Genomic DNA, 24,070 nt, shown 5'->3' on the forward strand with positions numbered 1-24,070 from the left:
CCGGGACAGGAACACCGCCCGGGACAGGAACACCGCCCGGGACAGGAACACCGCCCGGGACAGGAACACCGCCCGGGACAGGAACACCGCCCGGGACAGGAACACCGCCCGGGACGGCGACACCCCCTGGGACGGCGACACCGCCCGGGGTGGCGGCGCTGCTCGAGAAGGCTGTGCCGTACCGGGATGCGATGGTTCCGACGGGGCGCTCTCTCTGGCCCGATCTGCCCTTCCCCTCGCTCACCGCGACCCCAGAGCGGTTGCTCGTCATGGCGCGTGCACACGCCATGACCGGGGACCCCACGATGGCCGCGGCCGTTCACCGTGGGCTCGACCACTACACCCGGCTGGTCTACACGCCGGTTGCCGAGGAGGAGGGCAACTGGTGGGACTGGCAGATCGGTGCGCCCAAGCGCCTCCTCGACGCCGCCGTCCTCACCGGCTACCAGGGCCGGACGCTCCTCGACGCGGTTGATCGCTTCGTCCCGGAGAGCAGGCTGGGCGACTACAGCGGCACCAGCACCGGCGCCAACCGCGTCGACCTGTGCACGGTGATGTTGCTGCGCGCCATCCTCGGCGCGGACCACGACCGGGCGGCGCTGGCGTCGAGCGCGCTCGCGCCCGCCATGGCGTACGTCACGGAAGGCGACGGCCTCTACCGGGACGGCTCGTTCATCCAGCACTCCCACGTCCCCTACCAGGGAGGATACGGCACCGTATGGTTGGCGGGCCTCGCCGTGCTCTTCGCAGTACTCGACGGTTCTCCCTGGGCGGTGCCCGACAAGCAGGTGGTCTTCGACAGCGTCGAGTGGGCGTTCGCCCCCTTCGTTCATGAGGGCCGCTGCATGGACCTCGTCAGGGGCCGCGCCATCACCCGAGCCCCGCACGGCGACCTGCGCACCGGACGACAACTCGCCGCAGCAATCACCCTCCTGGCCCAAACCGCCTCACCAACCGAACGCTCCAGATGGCTCCACCTGGTAGCCACCTGGCACCAACCAACCAAGCCACTCGGACAACGGCCGGATGACCCGCTTGGACAGGGGCCGGATGACCTGCTCGGACGGGGGTCGGATGCCCCGCTCGGGCAGCGGCCGGGGAAACCGCTCGGGCTGGCTGACCCGCTCGGGCAGGGGTCGGGTGGCCCGCTGGGGCAGTGGCCGGATGAGGGGTGGGTGCAGCCGTCGGTCGGGTCGGGGTGGGAAGAGGAGTGGCAGCGGCCTGTCATGGGGGGAGTGCGGCCGATCGGGTCGATGGTCGACGGGGTGGAGCGGCGCGTTGCGCGGGAGCGGCTGGTCGGATCGGCGGTTGACGGCTGGCAGCAGACGGGCGAGCAGCAGCGGGGCGAGGAACTGCGACGTGAGGGGCCGCGGGGCGAGAGGCGGCGAGGTGAGGGGCGCTGGGGCGAGGGGCGGCGAGGTGAGGGGGGCTGGGGCGAGGAACTGCGAGGCGAGGGGCGGCGAGGTGAGGGGCGGCGGGGTGAGGGGGAGCTGGGTGAGGGGCGGGTGGGGGTGGTTGAGGGGGTGGGGCATCGGTTGTTTTCGGTGAGTGCTCGGGCGGTGCATCGGCGGGAGGGGTGGTGTGCGGCGCTCAGCATGGCGTCGGCTCGGGTGGGGCACTACGAGCATGGCAACGGGGAGAATCTTCGCGGCTGGCACACCGGGGCGGGGATGCTCTACTGGTGGGCCGACGGGCACGGCGATCACTACTCGGACTTCTGGGGGACCGTCGATCCCTACCGCCTGCCTGGGACGACCGTGTCCAGGAAAGTCCTGCCCGACGGGGCCGGGGAGGCGTGGGGGGACACCTGTCCGCCGGGGCGTTGGGTGGGCGGGGCCACCGATGGGCACTACGCCACGGTTGGTCAGCATCTCAATGGGCTGGAGAGCACGCTTGACGCGTTCAAGTCGTGGTTCTTTCTCGACGATGCTGTGGTTTGTATGGGGGCGGGCATCACGTGCCGGGATGGTGCGGTTGTCGAGACTGTCGTGGACAACCGCAGGACTACGGCGGAGCTCACTGTCGAGGCTGGCTGGGCGCATTTGGAGGGGCATGGTGGATATGTCATGCCCTGTGCGGCTCTGCGGACTGGTGGGGAGCGTGGGCACACCATGCTCTGGCTTGACCACGGTGCTGATCCTGATGGGGGTGGGTACTTCTACCAGCTCTTGCCTGGCGCCAGTCGTGCGCAGACGGAGGCGAGGGCGGACCGTCCCGAGTGGGTGCAGGTCCTGGCCAACAGTTCGCGTCAGCAGGGGATCCACGTGCCTGAGCTGGGTGTGACGGCGGTCAACTTCTGGCAGCCGGGTACGGCGGGGCCTGTCACGGCTGACGCTCCTTGTGCTGTGCTGATCGTTGAGAGGTCTGGCACGACGGTTGTGAGCGTCGCCGACCCGCGTGGCGACCTCGACGCACTGACCGTCACCATCGCCGGACGAACCCTCACCTTTGACACGCTGCCCGCAAGCATCACCCTTTGAAGGGGCCGCGCTTTGGGGGGTTTGGGCTGTCCGCCTCCTTGCGACGTTGCCTCCTTTGAGGGGTGTCACGCACTTTTGGGGGCTGCTCGCTAGGGGCGCGGCGCGCGGACGGAGGCGCGGGTGGATGGTGGGGCATGTGGGCGGTGGCATGGTTGGAAGGGGCGGGTTGCTTGGGGGGTGAGCAGGGCGTGAAGGCTGCTCGGCCAGCGGTTAGGCGTTGAAGGCGGCTGCGGCGGCTTCGTTGGAGTCGTAATACGTCAGGTCGCCCAGCCCGTAATGGTCCAGCAACCCCCGCAGGTCGGCGGTCGCGCGGGCGATGCCGAAGACGACCCCCTTCGCCCCCAGCGTCTCGACGGTCTGGCGCAACGCCTCCGCGCCCGTGGTGTCGATGTCGCTGATCGCCTCGGCGTCCAGAATGATCCACCGGGCGTCCAAAGCCCCGATCTCCCGCTTGAAGGTGTCCGCGTTGGCGAAGAAGAGCTCGCTCTCGAAGCGGTAGATCGCCAATGGTCCTGAGGAAGAGCCTCGGACGTATCGTCCGTCAGGGCCCGGCTTGAGGGTGGCGGTGCTGGGCGTGGAGGCTCGCCGTACGACGTCCACCGCGCACAACAGGAACGCGATGACGACGGCCGTCAGCGAGCCGAGCACCGGTACCCCCACCAGGCAGAGCGCCGCGATCCAGAACTCCGATCGGCGTTCGTGCCACAGCGACCTCAGTTTGGGGACGTCGATCAGCTTCACCACGGCGACGGCGACGATCCCGGCCAGCGCGGCGTTCGGCAGGTAGGCGAGGACGTCGCTGAAGAAGGCGAGAAGCACCGCGACCACCACCGCGCAGACGGCGCTGGGCCACTGCGACCGCGAGCCCACCGAGTCCATCGCCGCCGTCCGGGACGCGCTGGACCCGATCGTCATCGACTGCGTGAACCCCGCCGCGATGTTGGCCAGCCCGAACGCCCGCAGCTCCTGGTTGGCGTCGATCGGGTAGCCGCGCTCCTCGGCGTACCTCCTGGCAGTGAGCAGCCCGTCAGCCAGGGTGACCGCGCAGATGGCGATCGCGCCGGGGATGAGCGCCGCCCACTGGGCCAGCGTGATGGACGGCCAGTGCAGCGACGGCAGCCCCGAGGGGACCTTGCCCAGGACGGCGACGTCCAGCCCGGCCAGCGCCACCAGCGCCGTGGCCGCGATGAGGGCGATCAGCGGACCCGGCAGGGCGGGGGCGATCCGCCGCAAGGCCAGGATCACCGCCATCGTGCCCACGCCGACGACGACGCTCCACACGTTGGCCTGCGGGATCTTCGTGACGATCTCCCACAGCTCGGGGAAGAAGTCCTCGGCGGTGGTCTTGATGCCGAGGATCTTCTCCACCTGGCTGGTGAGGATCTCGATGGCCAGGCCGCCGATGAACCCGACGAGCACGGGTTCGGACAGGAAGTTGGCCAGGAAGCCGAGCCTGAAGACCCAGAACAGAAGGAAGACAACCGCGCACACCAGCGCCTGCGCGTAGGCCAGCTCGACGTAGCCGGGCGTGCCCGGGGTGGCCACGATCGCCACCAGCAGGGACGCGATCAGCGCCGCGATGGGCGCGTCCGGACTGGCCACGAGCTGCCGCGAGGAGCAGAACAACGCGAAGACCAGCATCGGCACGATCGCCGTGTACAACCCCACCACGGGCGGCAGCCCGGCGATCTGCGCGTAGCCGATGTTCAGCGGGATCGCCAGCGCGGCCAGCGTCACCCCGGCCGTGATCTCCTTCGGCAGATCAGCCGGACGAACCCCACGCAGACCCACAGCGAACCAAGCCCCCATGATCACCGGCATACCCGCGATGACCAGGAGTAACGCAGTACAGGCCGCTATACCCCGACCCGGGGGCCAGCGGGATTTCCCCAGGTGAGCGCAGTTCCTAGCGTTGAACGCATGAACACGGTCGTCACCCTGGAACGGGTCACCAAGTCCTACGGCGAGGTCGTCGCGCTCGACGGCGTCACGCTCGCCTTCCCTCGCGGCAGGTTCCTGGCCGTCATGGGCCCGTCAGGGTCCGGCAAGAGCACGCTGCTCCAGTGCGCGGCGGCTCTCGACCCGCCCACCTCGGGATCGGTGATCATCGGCGACGTCGACGTGAGCAAGCTGTCGGAGACGAAGCGGACGGTGCTCCGCAGGAAGCACATCGGGTTCATCTTCCAGGCCTACAACCTGCTGCCCGCCGTCTCGATCATGGACAACATCACGCTGCCGCTCCGCCTGGCGGGCGTGCGCCCCGACCGCGCCTGGCTGGACGAGCTGATCGACCGGGTCGGCATCCGCGACCGCCTCAACCACCGTCCCGCACAGCTCTCCGGCGGCCAGCAGCAGCGCGCCGCGATCGTCCGCGCGCTGGCCGCCCGCCCCGACGTGGTCTTCGCCGACGAGCCGACCGGCGCGCTCGACCTGCGCAGCGCCGCACAGGTGCTCGACCTGCTGCGCCGCCTGGTCGACGAGATGGGCCAGACGGTCATCATGGTCACCCACGACCCGGCGGCCGCCGCCCGCGCGCACGACACGCTCGTCATGGCCGACGGCCGTGTGGTCGACCTGCTCAACGCCCCCTCCGCGGAAGACCTCGCCGTACGGCTGACGCGGCTCAACCGGGCGGTGGCCGCATGAGCCTGGCCAGGACCGCGCTCGCCATGGCCGGGATCAGCGGCCTCGTCGTCGCCTTCCTCGCGGTCTTCGGCGGGATGGCGCTGGTCACCGCGACCGGAGTGATCGTCGACTCGGCGTTCCGCTCGGAGGTGCCCCGCCGCCTGTCCCAGGCGGACGTGACCGTCTCCGCCAAGCAGTCGGTGCCCGTCAAGGAGGACCTGCCCGTGGCGCTGCCCGAGCGCGCCAGGGTCCCGGCCGAGCTGGTGGCCGAGGTCGCGAAGGTGCCCGGCGTCGTGTCGGCGGCGGGCGACGTCAGCTTCCCCGTGTCGGGCGCCACGGGCCACGGATGGTCCTCCCTCGCCTACACCGGAAAGGTGATCGAGGGCCGGCCCCCCAACGCCCCCGACGAAGTCGCTACGAAGAACGGCAAGGTCGGGCAGAAGCTCCAGATATTCGCCAACGGCACCCCGGGCACCTACCGGGTGACCGCGATCGTGGACGCCCCCGGCATCTACTTCACCGACGCCACCGCGGCGAAGCTGGTCGGGCGGACATCCGTCGACCTCGTCGCCGTCCGCGGAGATGCCGCCGACGAGCTGGAGAAGCGGTTCGGCGACCGCTACGTGATCTCCACCGGAGGCGACGCCGAGCAGCCGGAGGTGGCCGCGTCCAGGGCGATGCTGCTCGCGCTGCCCAGCTCCATCGGCGGCATCAGCCTGATCATCGTCGGCTTCGTGGTCGGCGGCGGCCTGGCCCTCTCGATCAACAGGCAGCGCCGCGACCTGGCCCTGCTGCGCGCGGCCGGCGCCACCCCGCGCCAGGTACGGAAGATCATCGCTCTCCAGGGAACCGGCGCCGCAGTGGCCGCGCTGCTGCCCGGCGCGGCGCTCGGCTACGTGCTGGCGTCGGCGCTCGGCGACCTGCTGGTGAAGATCGGCGCACTGCGCCCCGACCAGCCGCTCGTCTACGGCCCGCTGCCGCCGATCGGGGCGGCGCTCCTGCTGCTCGGCGTGGTCAGGCTGGCGTCGTGGTCGGCCTCGCTGCGCGTCTCCCGGATGTCCGTCGTGTCGGGCATCGCCGATCCGCGCGACCCGTCGCGGGTGCGTACCGGGGCCGGGCTGCTGATCATGGTGGGTGCGCTGGTGCTCGCCACCACGCCGCTGTACCTCCGTGGCGAGTTCGCCGCGATCGGCCCGGCCACGGCTGCGCTGCTGGCCGTCGTCGGGCTCGCGCTCGCCGGTCCCAGGCTGGTCCAGGTGACGACGGGGGCGCTGGCCGCCAGGCTGCCGTCGCGGATCTCCGCGCCCGTCTGGCTCGCCGTACACAACAGCAATGGCAACGCCCTGCGTACGGCTGGCGCGGTGGCCGCGCTCGGCATGGTGGTCACGCTCGGCCTCAGCGTCGTGCTCACCCAGACCACCATCCAGCGGGCGGGCGCCGACGAGGCGGAGGCCGGGCTGCGCGGCGTCACGTCCATCACCGCGCCGAGGCACGGCGGCATCCCGCACGGCCTGCTGGACGAGGTGCGCACCACGGCCAAGGCCGCGCCGATGTCCACGACGACCGTGCTGACCCGCTCGCTCTCGCTCGGCGACGACGACAAGCTCATGTCCAGACCTGCCCTGGTGCTCGACCCGTCCGCCGAAGGGCTGGTGGACCTCGGGGTCACCGGCGGCGCGCTGAGCGGGCTGAAGGGCGCGACGGTCGCGCTCGACGAGCGCTCGGGCCGCGTCGGCGAGGAGATCAGGCTGACCATGGGCGACGGCACCCGGGTGAAGGCGCGCGTCGTGGCGACCTACAGCAGGTCGCTGGGGTTCGGCCCGATCGTGGTCTCCCGCGACCTCGCGGCGGGCCACCGGACCACCGACCTCGACGAGACGATCCTCGTACGGCACGCCCCCGCGCTGGACAGGTGGCCGGGTCTCGTGGTGTCCGACCGCGCCGTGACGCCGCAGGCCTCCTCGGCCACGGCCCAGGTGCTGGTGAACGTGGCGGTGCTCGCCGTACTGCTCGCCTATGTGCTGGTCGCGGTCGCCAACCGGCTGGTGGCCACGATCACCGGCAGGCGCGACGAGCTGATCTCGCTGCGCCGCCTGGGCGCGACCCCGCGCCAGCTCCGCCGGATGGTCCGCTGGGAGGCGCTGGTGATCGCCGGTGCGGCGGCCGGCTCAGGCCTGGTGCTGGCCGGGGTGCCGCTCGGGCTGCTCAGCGTGGGATTCCTCGGCAGGCCGTGGCCCGCCGGGCCGCTCTGGCTGGTGCCCGCGTCGGTCGTGCTGGTCGGGCTGGTGGTGTGGCTCGCGCTCGACCTGCCGGCGCGTCGAGTGATATCGTAACTCGGTTACAAGATTTACCGAGTTCTAGGAGTTGCATGACGACGCTGGACGAGGAGCGCGACTACGTCGACAAATGCAAGGCCGGGCTGCGCCGGATGCTGGACGGCGCCAGGTACAACATCGTCATCGGCGAGACGGTCGCCGGTGACCGCTACAGCGCGGAACGGCTGGGCCGCTACCTGAAGAGCCTGGCCAAGGAGCTCAGCGAGGAGCCGGAGGGGCCGCCGTTCTTCGGCAGGCTCGATTTCGGCTCCGGCGAGCACGCCGGGCGCAGTTACCACATCGGGCGTCGCCACATCTCCGGCGAGCGCGGCGGGCTGCCGCTGGTGATCGACTGGCGGGCGCCGGTCTCGACGGTGTTCTACCAGGCCAGCGGCCGCGACCCCCAGGGCGTGGAGGTACGGCGGCGCTTCGGCTGGTCCGGCCTGGCGCTGACCGGGTTCGAGGACGAGCGGCTCGCCCGGGGGGAGCTCACCGAGAGCCGGATCCTGGCCGCCGAGATCGAACGGCCCAGGGTCGGCCCGATGCGCGACATCGTCGCCACCATCCAGCCAGATCAGGACGAGCTGGTACGAGCCGCCCTCGACACCTCGATCTGCGTGCAGGGCGCGCCGGGCACCGGCAAGACCGCGGTCGGCCTGCACCGGGCCGCGTACCTGCTCTACACCCACCGGCAGCGCCTGGAGCGCTCGGGGGTGCTGGTGCTCGGGCCGAACCGGGCCTTCCTCGGCTACATCGCCGCCGTCCTCCCGGCGCTCGGCGAGGTGGACGTGGAGCAGACCACGGTCGAGGAGCTCGTCGCGCGCGGCCCGGTCACCGGCGTCGACACCGAGGCGGCCGCGGTCGCCAAGCACTCCATCGAGATGGCCGACGTGCTGCGCAAGGCGCTCTACGCGCGGATCGCGAAGCCCACGGAACCGCTCGCCGTGGCCGACGGCTCGCAGACCTGGCGGGTGTACGAGGATCAGCTCCGGCAGATCGTCGAAGCCACCAGGCGGGAGGCTCTGCCGTACCAGACGGGGCGCGAGCGGGTGCAGGCGCGGGTCGTGGAGCTGCTGCGGCGGCAGGCCGAGCGGCGCGGCAGGACGGTCAACGCCCTGTGGGGCCTGCGAATGGGCAGGAAGATCGTGCCCTTCCTCGACCAGGTCTGGCCCGCTGTGACGCCGGAGCAGGTGCTGTTCGAGCTGCTCTGCGACCCGCCCGTCGAGGCCATCAGGTGGGCCAGGCCGCCGCGCTCGCACAAGAGCGCCAAGTGGTCGGCGGCCGACGCCGTGCTGCTGGACGAGCTGGCCGCGCTGATCGAGCGGCCACGTGGCTACGGCCACGTGATCGTGGACGAGGCGCAGGACCTGTCGCCGATGCAGTGCAGGGCGGTGGCCAGGCGTAGCGAGCACGGCTCGATCACCGTGCTCGGCGACCTCGCGCAGGGCACCGCGCCCTGGTCGGCGCGGTCGTGGAAGGAGCAGCTCGACCTGCTGGGCAAGCCGGACGCGCAGATCATCGCGCTGACGACCGGCTTCCGTGTGCCCGGCGTCGTGGTCGAGCTGGCCAACAGGCTGCTGAGGCAGCTACGGGTGGACGTGCCGGAGACCCGTTCCTACCGGACGGACGGCAGGCTCCGCGTCACCCACACGGTCTCGGTGGAGGAGGCGGCCACCGAGGCGCTCACCTTCGAGGGCTCGATCGGGGTGCTGGTGCCGGACGCCGACTACGAGCGGTTCAGCCACCTGGACGGGGAGCGGCTGAGCGTGATGCCGGTCTCGGCGGTCAAGGGGCTGGAGTACGACCACGTCATCGTCGTCGAGCCCGCCGCGATCGTCGCGGCGGAGACCCGCGGGCTCAACCGGCTCTACGTGGCGCTCACCAGGGCGGTCTCGCGGCTCGACGTGATCAGTAGCCGAGCCTGGCAGCCCCCTGCGTGAGCAGCCCGAACGCCAGGTCGGCCGCTTCCACCGCCTCGGGGTAGACCTCGTCGGCCGTACGGCCGGCCGCCAGCTCGGCCCAGTTGTCCCGGGCCAGGAGCTGGCGCACCACCACGTACTGCGCGGCGATCAGCCGCCCCGCAGCGCCGCCCAGCTCGGCGGCGAGGGCGTCGGCGTCAGCCGTACGGTATTCGACCAGGCGGGTCGCGACGCTCGGGGTGTCGAACACCAGGCGGTGGAAGGCGAGCACGTTCGGGTGGTCGCAGAGCCCGGTGACCGGGTCGCGTTCTTGCAGGCCTTGGGTGAAGTGCCGGTGCAGCGCTTCCAGCGGGGTCTGGCCGGGCGCGCGGTCGTGGACGACCCTGGCAAGCTCGCCCTGGTGGTCGGCGAACCGGTGGAGCAGGAGGTCCTCTTTCGAGGCGAAATAGCGGAACAAGGTGGGCTTCGAGACCTCGGCCGCCGCGGCGATGTCGGCGACGGCCACCTGGTCGAACCCGTCGGCCAGGAACATCGCGATCGCCGTGTCGGACAGCAGCTGCCTGGTGCGATCCTTCTTCAACGCGCGCAGCCCCATGCCGCCCAATGTACTCAGCCCCTGAGCCCGCCGAGGATGGCGGCCGCGTGCCTGGGTGCGTCGGCCGGGTCGAGGGGGGCGTGTTCCACGAGCAGGCGGTACCAGAACGGGCCGAAGACCAGGTCGACGGCGTGCTCCACATCCACCTCGGCGCGCAGCTCGCCGCGAGCGATCCCTCTCTCCAGCATCGCGACGACGATCGCCCGCCGCCCGTCGACCCACTCGCGGAACGCGGGGAGGAACTCCGGGTCGAGCTGCGCCTCGGCCATCAGCCCGCGCAGGGCGCGCACCCGGTCGGGATACCCCGCGATCCGGTACACCTCGGCCAGGAACGCGGCCAGGTCGCCCTCGACGCCGCCCGTGTCCGGCTCGGCGACCCGCTCGGCCACCTTGCGCGTGTAGGCCTCCATCACCAGCTCGGGCTTCGAGCGCCACCAGCGGTAGAGCGTGCTCTTCGCGACCCCGGACCGCGCCGCGATCGCCTCGATGGTGACGGCCCGGTACCCCTGCTCCTCCAGCAGGTCGGCGGCGGCGGCCAAGGCGGCTTCGTGCGACTCGGGGCTGCGGGTGCGCCCGCCCCGGCGTGCGGTTGACATGCCGATCACCCTAGTCTAGTTTCAATCGAAACGATACGTAGCGATTCGATTGAAGGATTCACCATGAGCAAGATCGTTGTTTCGCACGAGCTGGCCAGCGACCCCGGTCAGGCTTGGTACGGTCACCTGTCCGCCCAGCTCGGCGCGCTGGGCCATGAGGTCGCCGTGCCGCAGATGCCCGACCCCGAGACGCCGTCGCCCGAGCCGTGGGCCAAGGCCGTCACCGCCGAGGTGGCTGACCCGGCGGACACGGTGCTGGTGGGCCACAGCCTCGGCGGGGTGAACCTGCTGCGGGTGCTGCAGCGCCACGACGGCGCGCCGTACGCGGGGCTGGTTCTGGTCGCCTCGATGGCGCACGAGGTCGGCTACGAGGCGCTCGCCCCCTTCTTCGAGGGCGGCTTCGACTGGGACCGCATCCGCTCCGCCGTACGCGGGGTCAGGGTTCTGGTGGCCACCGACGACCCGGTGCTCACGCCCGACCCGCTGGAGCACGTGCGGATCTTCGCCGACAAGCTGGGCGCGACCGCGGTCGTCACCCCAGGCGGCGTGCACTTCAGCCGCCACCAGGACCGCCGCGAGCTCCACGAGGCCGTCGCCCTGGTCAAGGAGCTCCTGCCCTAAAGGAGCGCCAGCGCCGCCTCCTTGGCGAGCAGGGCCGCGTCGCGGGTGCCAGGGTGGTGGTCGGCCATGACCGTGGCCCCGGTGATCAGCATGAGCCACTGCCGGGCCAGCGTATCCGGTACGGCGGAGCCCGCGTCGCGCGCGATCCCGGTGAGCAGCGCCAGCCGCCGGTCCAGGTGCCGGGCCGCCACCGCCTGCTCGGGCGGCTGGTGGTGCTGGGTGGCCGCGTTGAGGATCGCGCACCCGCGGAACTCCGGCTCGCCGTGCCAGGACGCCAGCGCGTCGAACACGGCCGCCAGCCGCGCCGCCGGATCGGGTCCCGCCGCCTCGGCCGCCTCGCTGAGCCAGCGGGTCACCCGGTCGCTGCGCTCCTGGAGCACGGCCTCGATCAGGCCGTCCTTCGACCCGAAGTGCCGGTAGAGCGTCTCCTTGGACGCCCCGGTCACCGCGCACAGCTCGGCCACCCCGACGCCGTCGAGACCGCGTTCGTAGAAGACCGACGTGGCGGCGGACAGGAGGGCCGCGCGGGTGCGGGCCGGGTCGAGCGGGCTTCCCTTGGCAACGGGCACGAGATAGATAGTACCGCTCGGTTCGATATGCCGATATGGTACCGATCGGTTCTATCTCTGGAGGTGTCATGCGGGCTGCCACACGTGCGTTGACCATCGACAGCGGCGGCGAGCTGCTGCTCGGCGTGCTGTACCTGCCCAGCGGGCCAGGTCCGCACCCGGTCGTGGTGCTGATGCACGGGTTCCCCGGCAACGAGGCCAACGCCGACCTCGCCCAGGCGCTGCGCACGGCCGGTTATGCGTGCCTGCTCTTCCACTACCGCGGATCGTGGGGGGTCGGCGGGGACTGGTCGTGGGCCAACGCGCTGGAGGACGCGGCGAGGGTGACGCGGGCCGTCCTGGCCATGGACGAGCTGGACCCGGAACGGGTCGCGCTGCTCGGGCACAGCATGGGCGGGTTCGCCGCGCTCATGACGGCCGCGGACGAGCCGCGGGTGCGCGCGGTCGTCTCGGTGTCCGGCTTCGACTTCGGCGCGGTCACCGGGGCGGACGGCTACGCGCGCGAGCGCTACGTCGAGGCGTTCTCCGCCGAGTTGCTGCCGCTGCGCGGGGCTACAGGGGAGGGGCTCGTGGCAGAGATGGAGGCGGCAGGGCAGGCGTGGAACCTTGAGGCGCTCGCGCCACGGCTGACCGGGCGCGCACTCCTGCTGATCGGCACGCAGCTCGACGAGGTGACCCCGCCCGCCGTCCACCACCGCCCGCTCGTGGCCGCCTTCGACGGCGCGGAACACCACGAATGGCCCACCGACCACGCGCTCTCCGACCACCGGCCCCAGCTGATCGCCTGCGTGCGGGACTTCCTCGACAGGCGCCTGCGCTGACAGGATCAGCCAATGACGCCTGAAATTGCGCGCGCTCGCCAGCACGCGGTGGGAGACCTGTTGCGCCGGACCGCACTGCGCTGTCCGGACAAACTCGCGGTGGTCGCGGGCGACCTGCGGGTGAGTTACGCCGAGTTCGACGCGGCGGTGAACCGGTGCGCCAACGCGCTGGCCGCGCGCGGCCTGGCCAAGGGCGACCGGCTGGCGCTGCTCAGCCACAACTGCTGGCCGTACGCCGTGCTGGTCTTCGCGACCGCGCGGCTCGGCGTCGTGCTGGTGCCGGTGAACTTCATGCTCGGGGCCGAGGAGATCGCGTTCATCCTGAACCACTCCGGAGCCTCGGGGATCGTCGTGGAGGACGCCCTCGCGCCCACGGCCGAGAAGGCCATGACAGGGCTGGATCTCGGGGTGCGCGGCTGGATCGGCCCTGCTTCGGCCGAGGGCTGGGAGGACGTGTCCGGCTGGATCTCCTCCGGTGACTCGACACCCGTGGAGGTGCTGGTCGGCGACGACGACCCGCTCAGGCTGATGTACACCTCGGGCACCGAGTCGCGGCCCAAGGGCGTGCTGCTCTCCAGCAGGTCGCTGATCAGCCAGTATGTGTCGTGCATCGTGGACGGCGGGATGGCGGCCGACGACGTCGAGGTGCACGCGCTGCCGATGTACCACTGCGCGCAGCTCGACTGCTTCTTCTCCGTCGACGTCTACCTCGGCGCGACCAGCGTCATCCTGCCGGGCCCCGACCCGGCCACCCTGCTCGCCACGATCGAGCGAGAAAGGGTCACCAAGCTGTTCTGCCCGCCGACGGTGTGGATCTCGCTGCTGCGCCACCCGGACTTCGACACCCGCGACCTGTCCAGCCTGCGCAAGGGCTACTACGGGGCTTCGCCGATGCCGGTCGAGGTGCTGCGCGAGCTGGGGCGCAGACTGCCCGGCGTGGAGCTGTGGAACTTCTACGGCCAGACCGAGATGGCCCCGCTCGCCACGATCCTGCGCCCGGCCGAGCAGGAGCCGCACGCCGGTTCTGCGGGCAGGGCGGCGCTCAACGTCGAGACCAGGGTGGTCGACCCGGACGACAACGAGGTGCCGCCCGGCGAGGTGGGCGAGATCGTGCACCGCAGCCCGCACGCCGCGCTCGGCTACTACAACGACGAGGAGAAGACCGCCGAGGCGTTCCGCAACGGCTGGTTCCACTCCGGCGACCTCGGGGTGATCGACGCGCAGGGCTACCTGACGGTCGTCGACCGCAAGAAGGACATGATCAAGACGGGTGGCGAGAACGTGGCCTCACGTGAGGTCGAGGAGGCCATCTACCGGCTCGACGGGGTCGCCGAGGTGGCGGTGTTCGGCGTGAGCCACCCGCACTGGATCGAGGCGGTCACGGCGGTGATCGTGGCCAAGCCGGGGGTGACGCTCACCGCCGAGCAGGTGGACGCGCACGTCCGTGGCCTGCTCGCCGGTTTCAAGCGTCCGAAGTACGTCGTCTTCGCCGACTCCCTGCCGAAGAACCCGAGCGGCAAGATCCTCAAGAAGGACCTGAGAGCCGCTCACGCCGCTCTAGCCGAAGGATCCCTCTAACCCCCTCTGTGAGGAGAGGTCTTTCGTAGAGGCTCCTAGCCGATGCGTAGGGGAAGGGAGCGTGGGCCGCGGACCTGACCCGTGGCCCACGTGACCGGGGCGCCCTCGGCGAGGTGGAACGTCGGGACGCGCTCCAGCCACACCTCCAGCGCGACCCGCAGCTCCATCCGCGCCAGGTGCGACCCCACGCATCGGTGGATGCCCAGCCCGAACGCCGCGTGCCTGTTCACCTCGCGGTCGATGACCACCTCACCCGCCCGCTCGAACTGCGCCGGGTCGCGGTTGGCCGCGGGGAAGGACAGCAGGACCCAGTCGTCGGCCTTCATCTCGACGCCGTTCCAGCTCATGTCCTCCTTGACCAGCCTGGCCATGGTGACCGGCGCGTAGGCGCGCAGGAACTCCTCCATCGCGGTCGGCAGCAGCGAAGGCTCGGCGACCAGGCGCTCGCGGTCGGCGGGTGTCTTGGCCAGGTGCCACAGCGACGCCCCGATCGCGCTCCACGTCGTGTCGATGCCCGCGATGAGCAACAGCGCCATCGTCCCCGCCACGTGCGACGGCGCCAGCTTCTCCCCGCCGAGCTCGGCGTTGATCAGGTAGGTCGTCAGGTCGTCGCGCGGGGTGTCGACGTGGTCGCGGATCTGCGCCAGCAAGTACTCGAACAGGTCGTTGGACCGGGCGAGCCGCTCCTCGGAGGGCAGGTTGACGCCTTCGAGCGCGTTCTCGATGAACACGCGGAAACGCGGACCATCCTCGGGCGGGAAGCCGAGCATGTCGGCGATGACCCGCATCGGGATGTGCTGGGCGTAGTCGTGCGCGGCGTCGACGACCTCCTTGCCCTCCATCGCGTCGATGAGGGCGTGGCAGTAGGCCCTCGTGGCCTCCTCGCGCCTGGCGACGGCGGTCTTGGTGAACGCCGGGAGGAGGAGCTTGCGCGCGTGGTGGTGGAAGGGCGGGTCGGACGAGATCGGCGGCACCGCGCCGACCGGGGCCAGCTCGCGCGGCGGCCGGAAGTTGCTCACCACGATCGCCCGCGAGGAGAACCGCTCCGTGTCGTAGGCGATGTCCGAGACGTCCTCGTAGCGGGTGGGCAGCCAACCGCCGCCGAACCGCTCCGTGTGCGCGATCGGGCAGGTCTGCCGCAGCTCGTCCTGGATGGGGTACGGATCAGCCGCCCACTCCGGCTCGGTGTGGGAGAAGTCGGTCGTCCAGTCGGAGACGGGGCCGGTGATGACCTCGTTGATGGTCCCGAGCGGCGGATCCTGCTGGTTCTCGCGGTAGTCGGTGCTGAAGCGGTCGTCGACGGTCATGCCACGCCCTCCTAGAGGATCTCGATCGCTCGCTCGGGACAGTTGGACACGGCCAGGCGCGCCGTACGCTCCTTGTCCGCTGGCACGATGCCGTCGCCGGCGACGTTCCCGTAGCCCTCGTCGTCCTCGCCGAACAGGTCGGGGGCGAGGTCGTAGCAGCGACCGTGCCCCTGGCAGCGTTCGGAGTCGATCTGAACTTTCACTGCGGTACTCCTATGGCTGTGACAATGCGGGCGAGCAGCGCCGCCCACTCCTCGTCGCCCACTTCGTGCAGGTCGGGAGTGACGAGCGCGCTGCCCATCGCGAGCAGGAGGCAGAAGTGCGCCAGCGCGTTCGGCGACAGCGCGGGGTCGAGCTCGCCGCCGGCCTGGCCGACGTTGACGAGCCCGGCGAGCCAGTCGGCGCGTTCGCCGACGTAGTCGTGCATGGGCCGGGCGACGTCCGGGTCGCGGCGGGCGGCCACGAGCGCCTCGACGATGAGGTAGCCGCAGGCGTCGCGCCTGCGCGGCAGGCCGCGGCCGACGAGCAGCAGCAGGTCGGCCACGGAGCGGTCGGGGTCGGCCGCGAGCAGGTCGGCCAGCATCCTCGGCCCGTGCGCGCGCAGCGCGGCGACGAGTAGCTCGCCCTTGGAGCCGAAGTGGGAGTAGAGCGCGCCGTTGCTCACGCCCGCCGCCGCTGCGATGTCGGCAACGCGGGTGCCGTCGTAGCCGCGCTCGGCGAAGGCGTCCGCGGCGGCCTGGAGGAGCCTTTCGCGCGTTTCTGCGGCGGTAACTCCCGCTATGCGCCCCATGTGGGAATTAAAAGACTGTTCATTTGATAGGTCAAGAGCTGATGGTCGCCAGAACCGGATAGTGGTCGGAGCCGAAGTCGGAGACCAGCGTCTCCGTGGCGATGTGCGGCGCGGGGCCGTTGAGGCTGCCCACGTAGTCGAGCACGTGGGAGTAGCCGGGATAGTGCCTGGCCACCAGCGGGTTGCCGCAGTCGAAGGTGGGCTCGTGCATCGTGCCCTCGGGCAGGAGCCGCCCGCCGAGCACCTTCTCCGCGTCCAGGTAGTGGTCGCCGCCGTGGAACTCGATGTTGAGGTCGCCCGCCAGGATCACCGGCTCACCCGGCGGCACGTGCCTGATCACCAGCTCGCGCAGCTCGGCGAGTTGCCGCATCCGCACCTCGTGGGTGTCGGCGACGGGCACGGGCTCCTCGTCGGCCTGCAGGTGCGTCCCCGCCACCCAGGTCGTGTCGATCAGCGCCAGCGCCACGCCCTTGTTGCACAGCGCGTCCTGGGTGCCGCGCTGGTTGACGGTGTAGACGTGCTGGTAGGCCAGCAGGATCGGGCGGCGGCTGAGGATGTGCACGCCGCCGCCGACCAGCCTGCGCCACGGCCGGTCGTCCCCGGAGCTGCCCGTCCACGCCTGCCGCTGCCGCCACCCGCCGACCTGCGGCGTCGCGTAGTAGCCCGCGCGCAGCAGCCCGCCGAGGAGGACACGGCGAGCGGCCATGTTGAACGCCTCGTTGAGCACGATCACGTCCGGCGCCACCCGCTCGATCGTGCGCAGCGCGGCGGCCGCCCGCGCCCTGCTCCCGTCCAGCACCGGGCACTGCAGCACGTTGTAGGTCAGCAGCCTCATTTGACGCTCTTGATCGGCGCCACGGTCACCGCCGCGATGACCGCCGTGACCAGCACGAGCACCATGAGCGTCGGGTAGCCGAAGACCTCGATGGCGATGCCGCCGATGACCCCGGTCAGCATGTACGGCAGGACGTTGGCGATGCCGATCACCCCCAGATCCTTGCCGCGGTCCTCGGCGTTCGGCAGCACCTGCGTGATCAGCGCCTGGTCGACCGAGGCGTAGACCCCGTAGCCCAGCCCGAGCAGCACGGCCCCGACGACGTTCCACTCGAACACCGGGAGGAACGCGAAGATCAGCCCGCTGCCGCCCTGCATGAGGGAGGAGATCCAGACCATCCGCTTGCGCTTGAGCGTACGGTCGGAGATCTTCCCCGCCGGGACGGCGACGGCGCAGACCGCGATCGTGTAGACGCCGGACAGGATGAGCGTGCCCAGCTCGGGGTCGGGGTAGTGGACGAAGTCCTGGAGATAGAAGTAGAGGAACACCTGCGCCAGCGCGTTGGACAGCTGGATGAAGAACCGCCCCGACCAGGCCCAGGCGAAGTCGGCGTGCTTGAGCGGCGCGAAGATGCCGACGAGGAACGCGACCGGCGACAGCGGCCGCCGCTCCTCCTGGCGCAGCGGCACGCTCCTGCTCCGCGCGTACGGCAGAGCCAGCAGCACCAGCAGCACACCGAGCACCGCGTAGGCGGGCGGCACGTCGGTGATCACCACGCTGACCAGCGCGATGCCCAGCAGCGGGCCGATGGCGTAGGCGAGCCCCATGTACCCGGAGACGTAGGCGCGCTGCTCGACCGGCACCTCGTCGGGCACCGCCGCGGCGAGCGCCGCTCCCATGGCGCCCAGCCCGATCTGCACCACCGCCCACACCAGGATGAACCCGATGGCGCTGGCCACCAGGCCCTGCCCGGCCAGCGCGACCCCGGCCAGCACGGCGCCGCAGAGCACCCAGATCTGCCGCCTGCCGCGGGCCGCCGTGGTGCGGTCGGAAAGGGCGCCGACCAGCAGCGTCACGATGATCGTCACGATCGAGGCGACGCCGGTCGCCCAGGCGATCAACCCGACCTTGCCTGCCGTACCCGCGATCAGGTCGGCGTGTTTGGGGAGCACGATCTGGGCGCAGGCGTAGTTGGCCATGGCCACCCCGAACAGCCCGGCGGTCCAGGAGTTCACCCACCTCCGCCCGACTTTGACGGTGGGTTCGTCTAACGCCGAGGTCATTTCCATGGCAGCTCCCTGGGGGGACGGGAAACAGCTTTTTATGAGGCTCACTCACAATGGCCTGGTTGTCGATGCCAGAGGAAGAGGCGTTTCCCTCTCGTTAGACAGCACTCTGCAAGGGCCCTTGGGGCTCCTGACAAAAAGACCTCTCCCTCACCTGTGTGTGCAGGTGAGGGAGAGGTCTTTTGTCAGGTGTTGCTGGAGGATCAGGCGAGGTCGAACCGGTCGAGGTTCATGACCTTGTCCCACGCCGCGACGAAGTCCTTCACGAACTTCTGCTTGGCGTCGTCGCTCGCGTAGACCTCGGCGACCGCTCGCAGCTCGGAGTTGGAGCCGAACACGAGGTCGGCGCGGGTGCCGGTCCACTTGACCGCGCCCGTGGCGTCCTTGGCCTCGAACGTGTTGTCGTCGCCGGTACCCGTCCACTCGATGCCCAGGTCGAGCAGGTTGACGAAGAAGTCGTTCGTCAGCCTGCCCGGGGTCTCGGTGAGGACGCCGTGCGTGGAGCCCTGGTGGTTGGCGCCCAGGACGCGCAGGCCACCGACGAGGACCGTCATCTCCGGCGCGCTCAGGGTCAGCAGGTTCGCCTTGTCGAGCAGGAGGTACTCGGCCGGGAGGCGGTTGCCCTTGCCCAGGTAGTTGCGGAACCCGTCGGCGGTCGGCTCGAGCGCGGAGAACGACTCGACGTCCGTCTGCTCCTGCGACGCGTCCACGCGGCCAGGGGTGAAGGGGACCTCGATGTCGACGCCCGCGTCCTTCGCCGCCTTCTCGACCGCGGCGACGCCGCCGAGGACGACCAGGTCGGCGAGCGAGACCGGCTTGCCGTACGACTGCTGGATGCCCTCGAGGGTCCGCAGGACGGTGGCCAGCTGGTCGGGCTCGTTGACCTCCCAGCCGCTCTGCGGCTGCAGGCGGATGCGGCCGCCGTTGGCGCCGCCCCGCTTGTCGCTGCCGCGGAAGGACGAGGCCGCCGCCCAGGCGGCGGACACGAGCTGCGACACCGTCAGGCCGGAGGCGAGGATCTGCTCCTTGAGCGCGGCGATGTCCGCCGCGTCGACGAGCTCGTGGGTACGCATGGGGAGCGGGTCCTGCCACAGCAGCACCTCGGACGGGACCTCCGGGCCGAGGTAGCGCACGACCGGGCCCATGTCACGGTGGGTCAGCTTGTACCAGGCGCGGGCGAACGCGTCGGCGAACGCGTCCGGGTCCTCGTAGAAGCGCCGCGCGATCGGCTCGTAGACCGGGTCGAAGCGGAGCGCGAGGTCGGTCGTGAGCATGCCGGGCGCCTGGCGCGGCAACCCCTCGTGGGCGCCGGGCACGTTGCCCTCGCCCGCGCCGTGCTTCGGCTTCCACTGGTGTGCTCCGGCCGGGCTGGTGGTCAGCTCCCACTCGTAGCCGAAGAGGTTCCAGAAGAAGTTGTTGCTCCACTTCGTCGGCGTGGTGGTCCAGGTGATCTCCAGGCCGCTGGTGATCGCGTCGGCGCCCTTGCCGGAGCCGTACGTGCTCTTCCAGCCGAGACCCTGCTGCTCCAGCGGGGCCGCCTCTGGGTCGTCGCCGACGTGGTCGGCGGGGCCGGCGCCGTGGGTCTTGCCGAAGGTGTGACCGCCCGCGATGAGGGCGACCGTCTCCTCGTCGTTCATCGCCATGCGGCGGAACGTCTCGCGGATGTCGCGCGCCGCGGCCAGCGGGTCAGGGTTGCCGTTCGGGCCCTCGGGGTTGACGTAGATCAGGCCCATCTGGACCGCGCCGAGCGGGTTCTCCAGCTCGCGGTCGCCGGTGTAGCGCTGGTCGTCGAGCCAGGTGGTCTCGGGGCCCCAGTAGACGTCCTCGTCGGGCTCCCACACGTCGGCGCGGCCGCCGGCGAAGCCGAAGGTCTTGAAGCCCATCGTCTCCAGGGCCACGTTGCCGGTGAGGACCAGCAGGTCGGCCCAGGAGATGCTCTGGCCGTACTTCTTCTTGACCGGCCACAGGAGGCGGCGGGCCTTGTCGAGGTTGGCGTTGTCCGGCCAGCTGTTGAGCGGGGCGAAGCGCTGCTGGCCCGCTCCCGCGCCGCCGCGGCCGTCGCTGATGCGGTAGGTGCCGGCGGCGTGCCACGCCATGCGGATCATGAACGGGCCGTAGTTGCCGAAGTCGGCCGGCCACCAGTCCTGCGAGGTCGTCAGCACCTCGGCGATGTCCGCCTTCACGGCGGCGAGGTCGAGGGCCAGGAACGCCTCGTTGTAGTCGAACTCCTCGCCCAGGGGGTTGGACACCGCCGGGTTCTTCGCGAGGATCTTCAGGTTGAGCCGGTTCGGCCACCACTGGCGGTTTCCGCCGCCCTGGGTCGGGTGCGCCGCACGCGTGTGGTCGACCGGGCAGCCATCGGTCTTGGCGTCGGTGACGATCGCGTCGTGGTTCTCAGTCATAGGAATCCTTCCGGACTAGCTGGCGGTGGAACAGTTGCTACACAGGCCCCAGTAGATGACCTCGGCCTCGTCGATCGCGAAGCCGTGGCTGTCTGACGCGGTGAGGCACGGCGCCTCGCCGACCGCGCAGTCGACGTCGGCGACGACGCCGCACGATCGGCACACGATGTGGTGGTGGTTGTCCCCGACGCGGCCCTCGTACAGGGCCGGACTGCCGGGCGGCTCGATGCGGCGGACGAGACCGGCCGCGGCGAGCGCGTGGAGGGCTTCGTACACGGCTTGCAGGGAGACGTGGCCGACGCGCTCGCGAACCTTGGCGGCGACCGCCTCTACGCCGAGATGGTCACCGTCCCTGACGGTCTCGAGCAGCGCGACCCGGGCCGCCGTCACCCGCAGGCCGGCGCCCCGCAGCTCCTCGGCGGTGGTCGTCATGCTTCCAACCTACCCGCATAAACACGATGAGTTCAAGATAACGAACAATTCGGGTGTGGCGTGTACGGTCTCTATACTCAGGGCTTTGACGTGCGGCGGAAGGACAAAACGTGGATCTTCTGGGCGAGCGTGGACAGCGGGTGGCAGAGCTGTCGTCAGCCCTCCAGGAGGTACGGAGCGGGCTGCGTGAGCTGCTCGACGGGGAGGACTGGCGGGAGTTCACGGGGCCCAGTGGCGAGCTGGTGTTGCACGAGGACTTCGCGGAGTTCGTCACGTCGGACCCGCCGCGTGGGCTGGGCGTGACGCAGGCCGTCGTGCGCAGCCTGGTGGCCGAAGAAGCACCAGCCGTGGAAGCAGAACCAGCGGAGGAAGAAGCCCCGGAAGAGAAGCCGCCCGTCGAGTCGCCCGCGTTGCGTCGGTTGCGTGAGGATGCTCCCGCGCTGCACAACAAGGTCGTGGCGGGTGAGTTGAGCACCAACGCGGCCATGGTTCAGGCGGGTTTCCGCCCGCGCACGATCAGCATCCCCGTCTCCCGCCCCGAGAGCGCCGCCAAGACGCTGCGCAGCAAGCTCAGCAAGGAAGAGCTGGTGGAGCTGGTGAACCTGCTGTCAGTAGACCTGTGAACGCGTCGAGCGACGCGAGGGAGTGCTGGCCGGCGCCGTAGACGGGCAGGCGGCTGCCGTCCACGTGCGGGTCGGCGTGGCGCAGGAACCAGCCGGACAGCCGCCCGCGCAGCTCCCCTTCCACTGCGAGCCCGGTCCCGGCCAGGTTGTCCCGCTCCCCAGGATCGGCCGCAAGGTCGTACAGCTCGTGCGGGCCGAAGGGATACCGGTGCACGTACTTCCACGCGTCGGTACGGATCATCCGTACCGGCCCGTACTCATCGAAGACCACCACCTCCCCACCCGAGCGGGACGCCCCGGCCAGCAGGTCGGCGAACGACCGCCCGGGACCCCCTGGGTCGTCGTACGGCACGCCGAGGTGTTCCAGCAGCGTCGCCCGCATGTCGTAGGCGGACAGCAGCGTGTCGCAGACCCGGCCGCCGGGGATGCGGCCGGGCTGGCTGACGATCGCCGGGACCATGACCGATGAGTCGTACATGTTCTGCGGGAACGTCCCGTTGCCCTTGCCCCAGATGCCGTGGTGGCCGCAGTTGAACCCGTTGTCGCTGCTGAAGACCACCAGCGTGGACTCGGTGAGGCCGAGCTCGTCGAGGCGGGCCAGGACCCGGCCGACGGCGGCGTCCATGGCGGTGACGGCGGCGAAGTAGCCGACCAGCGCCGCCCGCGTGTCCGCCTCGCCGCCGACGGGTGAGCCGTCGGGTTTGACCTGTTGCCAGGGGTGGGCGGGTTCCTGCGGGCACGAGGCGAAGGCGCAGGAGTCGTAGAGCGCCTCGACCTCTCTCGGGTGCTGGCCCTTCCACGGCGTGTGCGGGGCGGTGAAGTGCAGCGACAGGGCGAACGGCGCTTCGTTGGCCGCCTCGCGGTCCAGGAACTCCACGGCGCGGTCGGCCAGGTCGTCGGTGAGGTATCCGGGCACGGTCCGGCGCTCGCCGTCGGTGTGGACGGTCGCGCCGTAGTAGGGGCCGCCGCCTGACTCGTGGGCGTACCAGGTGACGAAGCCCGGTCGTGGGCGGTCGTTGGCTCCCAGGTGCCACTTGCCGACCAGGCCCAGGCGGTATCCGGCGTCGGCGAGGTCGTCGGTGTAGAGGCGCTGACCTTCGAGGAAGTCCGGTTCGTGGGAGCTGATCCAGTCGTGTACGCCGTGGCGGGACGGGATCTGGCCGGTGAGGAGGGAGGCTCGGGCGGGGGAGCAGACGGGGGAGGCGGCGAAGAAGCGCGACAGCCGTACCCCTGAGGCGGCCAGCTGGTCGAGGTGGGGGGTGTGGATCTCGTCGTTGCCCGCACAGCCCAGCGCCCAGGGCCCCTGGTCATCGCTCAGGATGAACAGGAGATTGGGCCGCCGCGGGTCAGTCAAGCTCAACACACTCGGGGTGGCCTGAGGTGGCGGAGGCGTAGGCGGCCAGTACGGTCGCCACCACGTCCCTGCCCGCCCGCGCACCGATCGCGACCGGCCGGTCGCCGCGCACCGCTGCGGCGAAGTCGGCGAGCTGGTCGCGAAAGGCGCCAAAGACGTCCTTGTCAGAAGGCTCCTGAACCATCCTGACGCCACCCGCTGTGACGACCCGCACCCCGCTCTGCCGGGAGGCGCGCAGCGTGCCGTGGGCGCCGAGCACCTCCAGCTCGTCCACCGCCGCCAGCGCGTTGTCGACGATGCTGACCGTGGCCAGCGCCCCGTTGTCGAGCGTCAGGTGCAGCACCCCCTCCGTCTCGACCCGACCGCCCCGCCGTACGAGCTGGGCCGAGACCGAGACGGGCCGCGCCCCCGCCAGCCACGTGACGCGGTCCACGCAGTGCGCCCCGATGTTCATGATCGCCCCACCGCCCGCCACCGCCGGATCGAAGAACCACGCGGGCCGGTGACCGGCCCGGTAGTCGGTCGAGCGCCGGTCGACGAGCGCGACGGGCTCGCCGATCAGGCCCACGGCCCGGTGCGCCGCGCGGGTGATCGGCAGGTAATGCTGGATGTGTCCGAGGAACAGCTCCACCCCGGCGGAAAGGCACGCCGACGCCATGGCGTCGCAGTCGGCGAGCGAGGTGGCCATCGGCTTCTCCATGAGCACGTGCACCCCGGCCGCCGCCGCGTCGAGCGCGGGCTCCAGGTGCAGCGCGTGCGGCGTGCAGACCACGACCGCGTCGACCTCGCCCAGCAGGCTCTGGTGGTCGGGGTACGCCGTCGCGCCCACGGACCGGGCGAGCTCGGCGGCGCGCTGCCCGTCGAGGTCGGTTACCGCGGTGAGGCGGACCTCGTCGGACAACACCCGCGCGGCCTCCGCGTGGAGCCGGGCGACACCGCCCGCGCCGATCAGGCCGAGCCGTACAACTCCCATGGACTGTCC

The 24,070-nt window shown here is 70.9% G+C and carries 21 protein-coding genes; 8 read left to right on the top strand and 13 right to left on the bottom strand.

What is annotated here, in order from left to right; all coding sequences use genetic code 11:
* Positions 1-173 precede the first annotated feature (173 nt).
* Positions 174-2,480 carry a polysaccharide lyase 8 family protein gene (locus tag ACIBG8_RS46285; RefSeq protein WP_397349755.1) on the top strand — a complete coding sequence of 769 codons (2,307 nt, stop codon included), beginning with the start codon at positions 174-176 and terminating at the stop codon, positions 2,478-2,480.
* Between the two features lie 210 nt (positions 2,481-2,690).
* On the opposite strand, the gene ACIBG8_RS46290 is transcribed toward ACIBG8_RS46285, so the two are convergent.
* Positions 2,691-4,289, bottom strand: a complete 1,599-nt coding sequence (locus ACIBG8_RS46290) for a SulP family inorganic anion transporter (protein WP_397349660.1) — start codon at positions 4,287-4,289, stop codon at positions 2,691-2,693.
* A gap of 111 nt (positions 4,290-4,400) precedes the next feature.
* Here ACIBG8_RS46290 and ACIBG8_RS46295 point away from each other — a divergent pair, with 111 nt between their 5' ends.
* From ACIBG8_RS46295 to ACIBG8_RS46305, 3 genes are read left to right on the top strand one after another with little or no spacing between them, the layout of a single operon-like run.
* A complete protein-coding gene (locus tag ACIBG8_RS46295) occupies positions 4,401-5,126 on the top strand; it encodes an ABC transporter ATP-binding protein (protein WP_397349661.1) in 726 nt (241 codons plus the stop codon).
* Positions 5,123-7,438, top strand: coding sequence for an FtsX-like permease family protein (locus ACIBG8_RS46300; protein WP_397349662.1), 2,316 nt, complete (start codon positions 5,123-5,125; stop codon positions 7,436-7,438). The genes ACIBG8_RS46295 and ACIBG8_RS46300 overlap by 4 nt, the downstream gene beginning before the upstream one ends.
* A gap of 35 nt (positions 7,439-7,473) precedes the next feature.
* Positions 7,474-9,360 (top strand): HelD family protein, encoded by a 1,887-nt coding sequence (locus tag ACIBG8_RS46305; RefSeq protein WP_397349663.1) that lies wholly within the window; start codon positions 7,474-7,476, stop codon positions 9,358-9,360.
* On the opposite strand, the gene ACIBG8_RS46310 is transcribed toward ACIBG8_RS46305, so the two are convergent.
* Positions 9,329-9,934: a TetR/AcrR family transcriptional regulator gene (locus tag ACIBG8_RS46310; protein ID WP_397349664.1), complete on the bottom strand. Its 606-nt coding sequence runs from the start codon at positions 9,932-9,934 to the stop codon at positions 9,329-9,331. The two genes, ACIBG8_RS46305 and ACIBG8_RS46310, sit on opposite strands and share 32 nt — an antisense overlap.
* 14 nt (positions 9,935-9,948) lie before the next feature.
* The gene (locus ACIBG8_RS46315; protein WP_397349665.1) at positions 9,949-10,530 is read right to left on the bottom strand and encodes a TetR/AcrR family transcriptional regulator; all 582 of its coding nucleotides are present in this window, start codon (positions 10,528-10,530) and stop codon (positions 9,949-9,951) included.
* Between the two features lie 63 nt (positions 10,531-10,593).
* Here ACIBG8_RS46315 and ACIBG8_RS46320 point away from each other — a divergent pair, with 63 nt between their 5' ends.
* Entirely contained in the window at positions 10,594-11,151 is a 558-nt protein-coding gene (locus tag ACIBG8_RS46320; protein ID WP_397349666.1) for an RBBP9/YdeN family alpha/beta hydrolase, read from the top strand.
* Here the strand turns inward: ACIBG8_RS46320 and ACIBG8_RS46325 are convergent.
* The gene (locus ACIBG8_RS46325) at positions 11,148-11,720 is read right to left on the bottom strand and encodes a TetR/AcrR family transcriptional regulator (RefSeq protein ID WP_397349667.1); all 573 of its coding nucleotides are present in this window, start codon (positions 11,718-11,720) and stop codon (positions 11,148-11,150) included. The two genes, ACIBG8_RS46320 and ACIBG8_RS46325, sit on opposite strands and share 4 nt — an antisense overlap.
* Positions 11,721-11,788: 68 nt before the next feature.
* Between ACIBG8_RS46325 and ACIBG8_RS46330 the strand changes: the two genes are divergently transcribed.
* Both ACIBG8_RS46330 and ACIBG8_RS46335 read left to right on the top strand, forming a co-directional pair.
* Positions 11,789-12,541, top strand: coding sequence for an alpha/beta hydrolase family protein (locus ACIBG8_RS46330; RefSeq protein WP_397349668.1), 753 nt, complete (start codon positions 11,789-11,791; stop codon positions 12,539-12,541).
* Between the two features lie 12 nt (positions 12,542-12,553).
* Positions 12,554-14,119: an acyl-CoA synthetase gene (locus ACIBG8_RS46335; protein WP_397349669.1), complete on the top strand. Its 1,566-nt coding sequence runs from the start codon at positions 12,554-12,556 to the stop codon at positions 14,117-14,119.
* 35 nt (positions 14,120-14,154) lie between these two features.
* Here the strand turns inward: ACIBG8_RS46335 and ACIBG8_RS46340 are convergent, their stop codons facing one another.
* The 7 genes from ACIBG8_RS46340 to ACIBG8_RS46370 all read right to left on the bottom strand — a co-directional run bounded on the left by ACIBG8_RS46340 (position 14,155) and on the right by ACIBG8_RS46370 (position 21,111).
* On the bottom strand, positions 14,155-15,426 hold the full coding sequence (locus ACIBG8_RS46340) for a cytochrome P450 (RefSeq protein WP_397349670.1): 1,272 nt from the start codon (positions 15,424-15,426) through the stop codon (positions 14,155-14,157).
* A gap of 11 nt (positions 15,427-15,437) precedes the next feature.
* Positions 15,438-15,629, bottom strand: coding sequence for a ferredoxin (locus ACIBG8_RS46345; protein ID WP_397349671.1), 192 nt, complete (start codon positions 15,627-15,629; stop codon positions 15,438-15,440).
* Positions 15,626-16,216: a TetR/AcrR family transcriptional regulator gene (locus ACIBG8_RS46350; RefSeq protein ID WP_397349672.1), complete on the bottom strand. Its 591-nt coding sequence runs from the start codon at positions 16,214-16,216 to the stop codon at positions 15,626-15,628. The genes ACIBG8_RS46345 and ACIBG8_RS46350 overlap by 4 nt, the downstream gene beginning before the upstream one ends.
* 31 nt (positions 16,217-16,247) lie before the next feature.
* The gene (locus tag ACIBG8_RS46355) at positions 16,248-17,051 is read right to left on the bottom strand and encodes a sphingomyelin phosphodiesterase (protein ID WP_397349673.1); all 804 of its coding nucleotides are present in this window, start codon (positions 17,049-17,051) and stop codon (positions 16,248-16,250) included.
* The gene (locus tag ACIBG8_RS46360; protein WP_397349674.1) at positions 17,048-18,274 is read right to left on the bottom strand and encodes an MFS transporter; all 1,227 of its coding nucleotides are present in this window, start codon (positions 18,272-18,274) and stop codon (positions 17,048-17,050) included. The genes ACIBG8_RS46355 and ACIBG8_RS46360 overlap by 4 nt, the downstream gene beginning before the upstream one ends.
* Positions 18,275-18,480: 206 nt before the next feature.
* On the bottom strand, positions 18,481-20,679 hold the full coding sequence (gene katG / locus ACIBG8_RS46365) for a catalase/peroxidase HPI (RefSeq protein WP_397349675.1): 2,199 nt from the start codon (positions 20,677-20,679) through the stop codon (positions 18,481-18,483).
* 15 nt (positions 20,680-20,694) lie between these two features.
* Positions 20,695-21,111 (bottom strand): Fur family transcriptional regulator, encoded by a 417-nt coding sequence (locus ACIBG8_RS46370; RefSeq protein ID WP_397349676.1) that lies wholly within the window; start codon positions 21,109-21,111, stop codon positions 20,695-20,697.
* A 110-nt stretch (positions 21,112-21,221) separates the two neighbouring features.
* On the opposite strand from ACIBG8_RS46370, the gene ACIBG8_RS46375 reads away from it, so the two are divergent.
* Positions 21,222-21,734, top strand: a complete 513-nt coding sequence (locus tag ACIBG8_RS46375; RefSeq protein ID WP_397349677.1) for a hypothetical protein — start codon at positions 21,222-21,224, stop codon at positions 21,732-21,734.
* Here the strand turns inward: ACIBG8_RS46375 and ACIBG8_RS46380 are convergent.
* Together ACIBG8_RS46380 and ACIBG8_RS46385 are read right to left on the bottom strand one after the other, a co-directional pair.
* A complete protein-coding gene (locus ACIBG8_RS46380) occupies positions 21,682-23,088 on the bottom strand; it encodes a sulfatase-like hydrolase/transferase (protein WP_397349678.1) in 1,407 nt (468 codons plus the stop codon). The genes ACIBG8_RS46375 and ACIBG8_RS46380 overlap by 53 nt on opposite strands.
* Positions 23,081-24,061 (bottom strand): Gfo/Idh/MocA family protein, encoded by a 981-nt coding sequence (locus tag ACIBG8_RS46385; RefSeq protein ID WP_397349679.1) that lies wholly within the window; start codon positions 24,059-24,061, stop codon positions 23,081-23,083. Before ACIBG8_RS46385 ends, ACIBG8_RS46380 begins: the two co-directional genes overlap by 8 nt.
* Positions 24,062-24,070 lie beyond the last annotated feature (9 nt).

It is taken from the genome of Nonomuraea sp. NPDC050556, from assembly GCF_044457355.1.
Lineage (GTDB): Bacteria > Actinomycetota > Actinomycetes > Streptosporangiales > Streptosporangiaceae > Nonomuraea.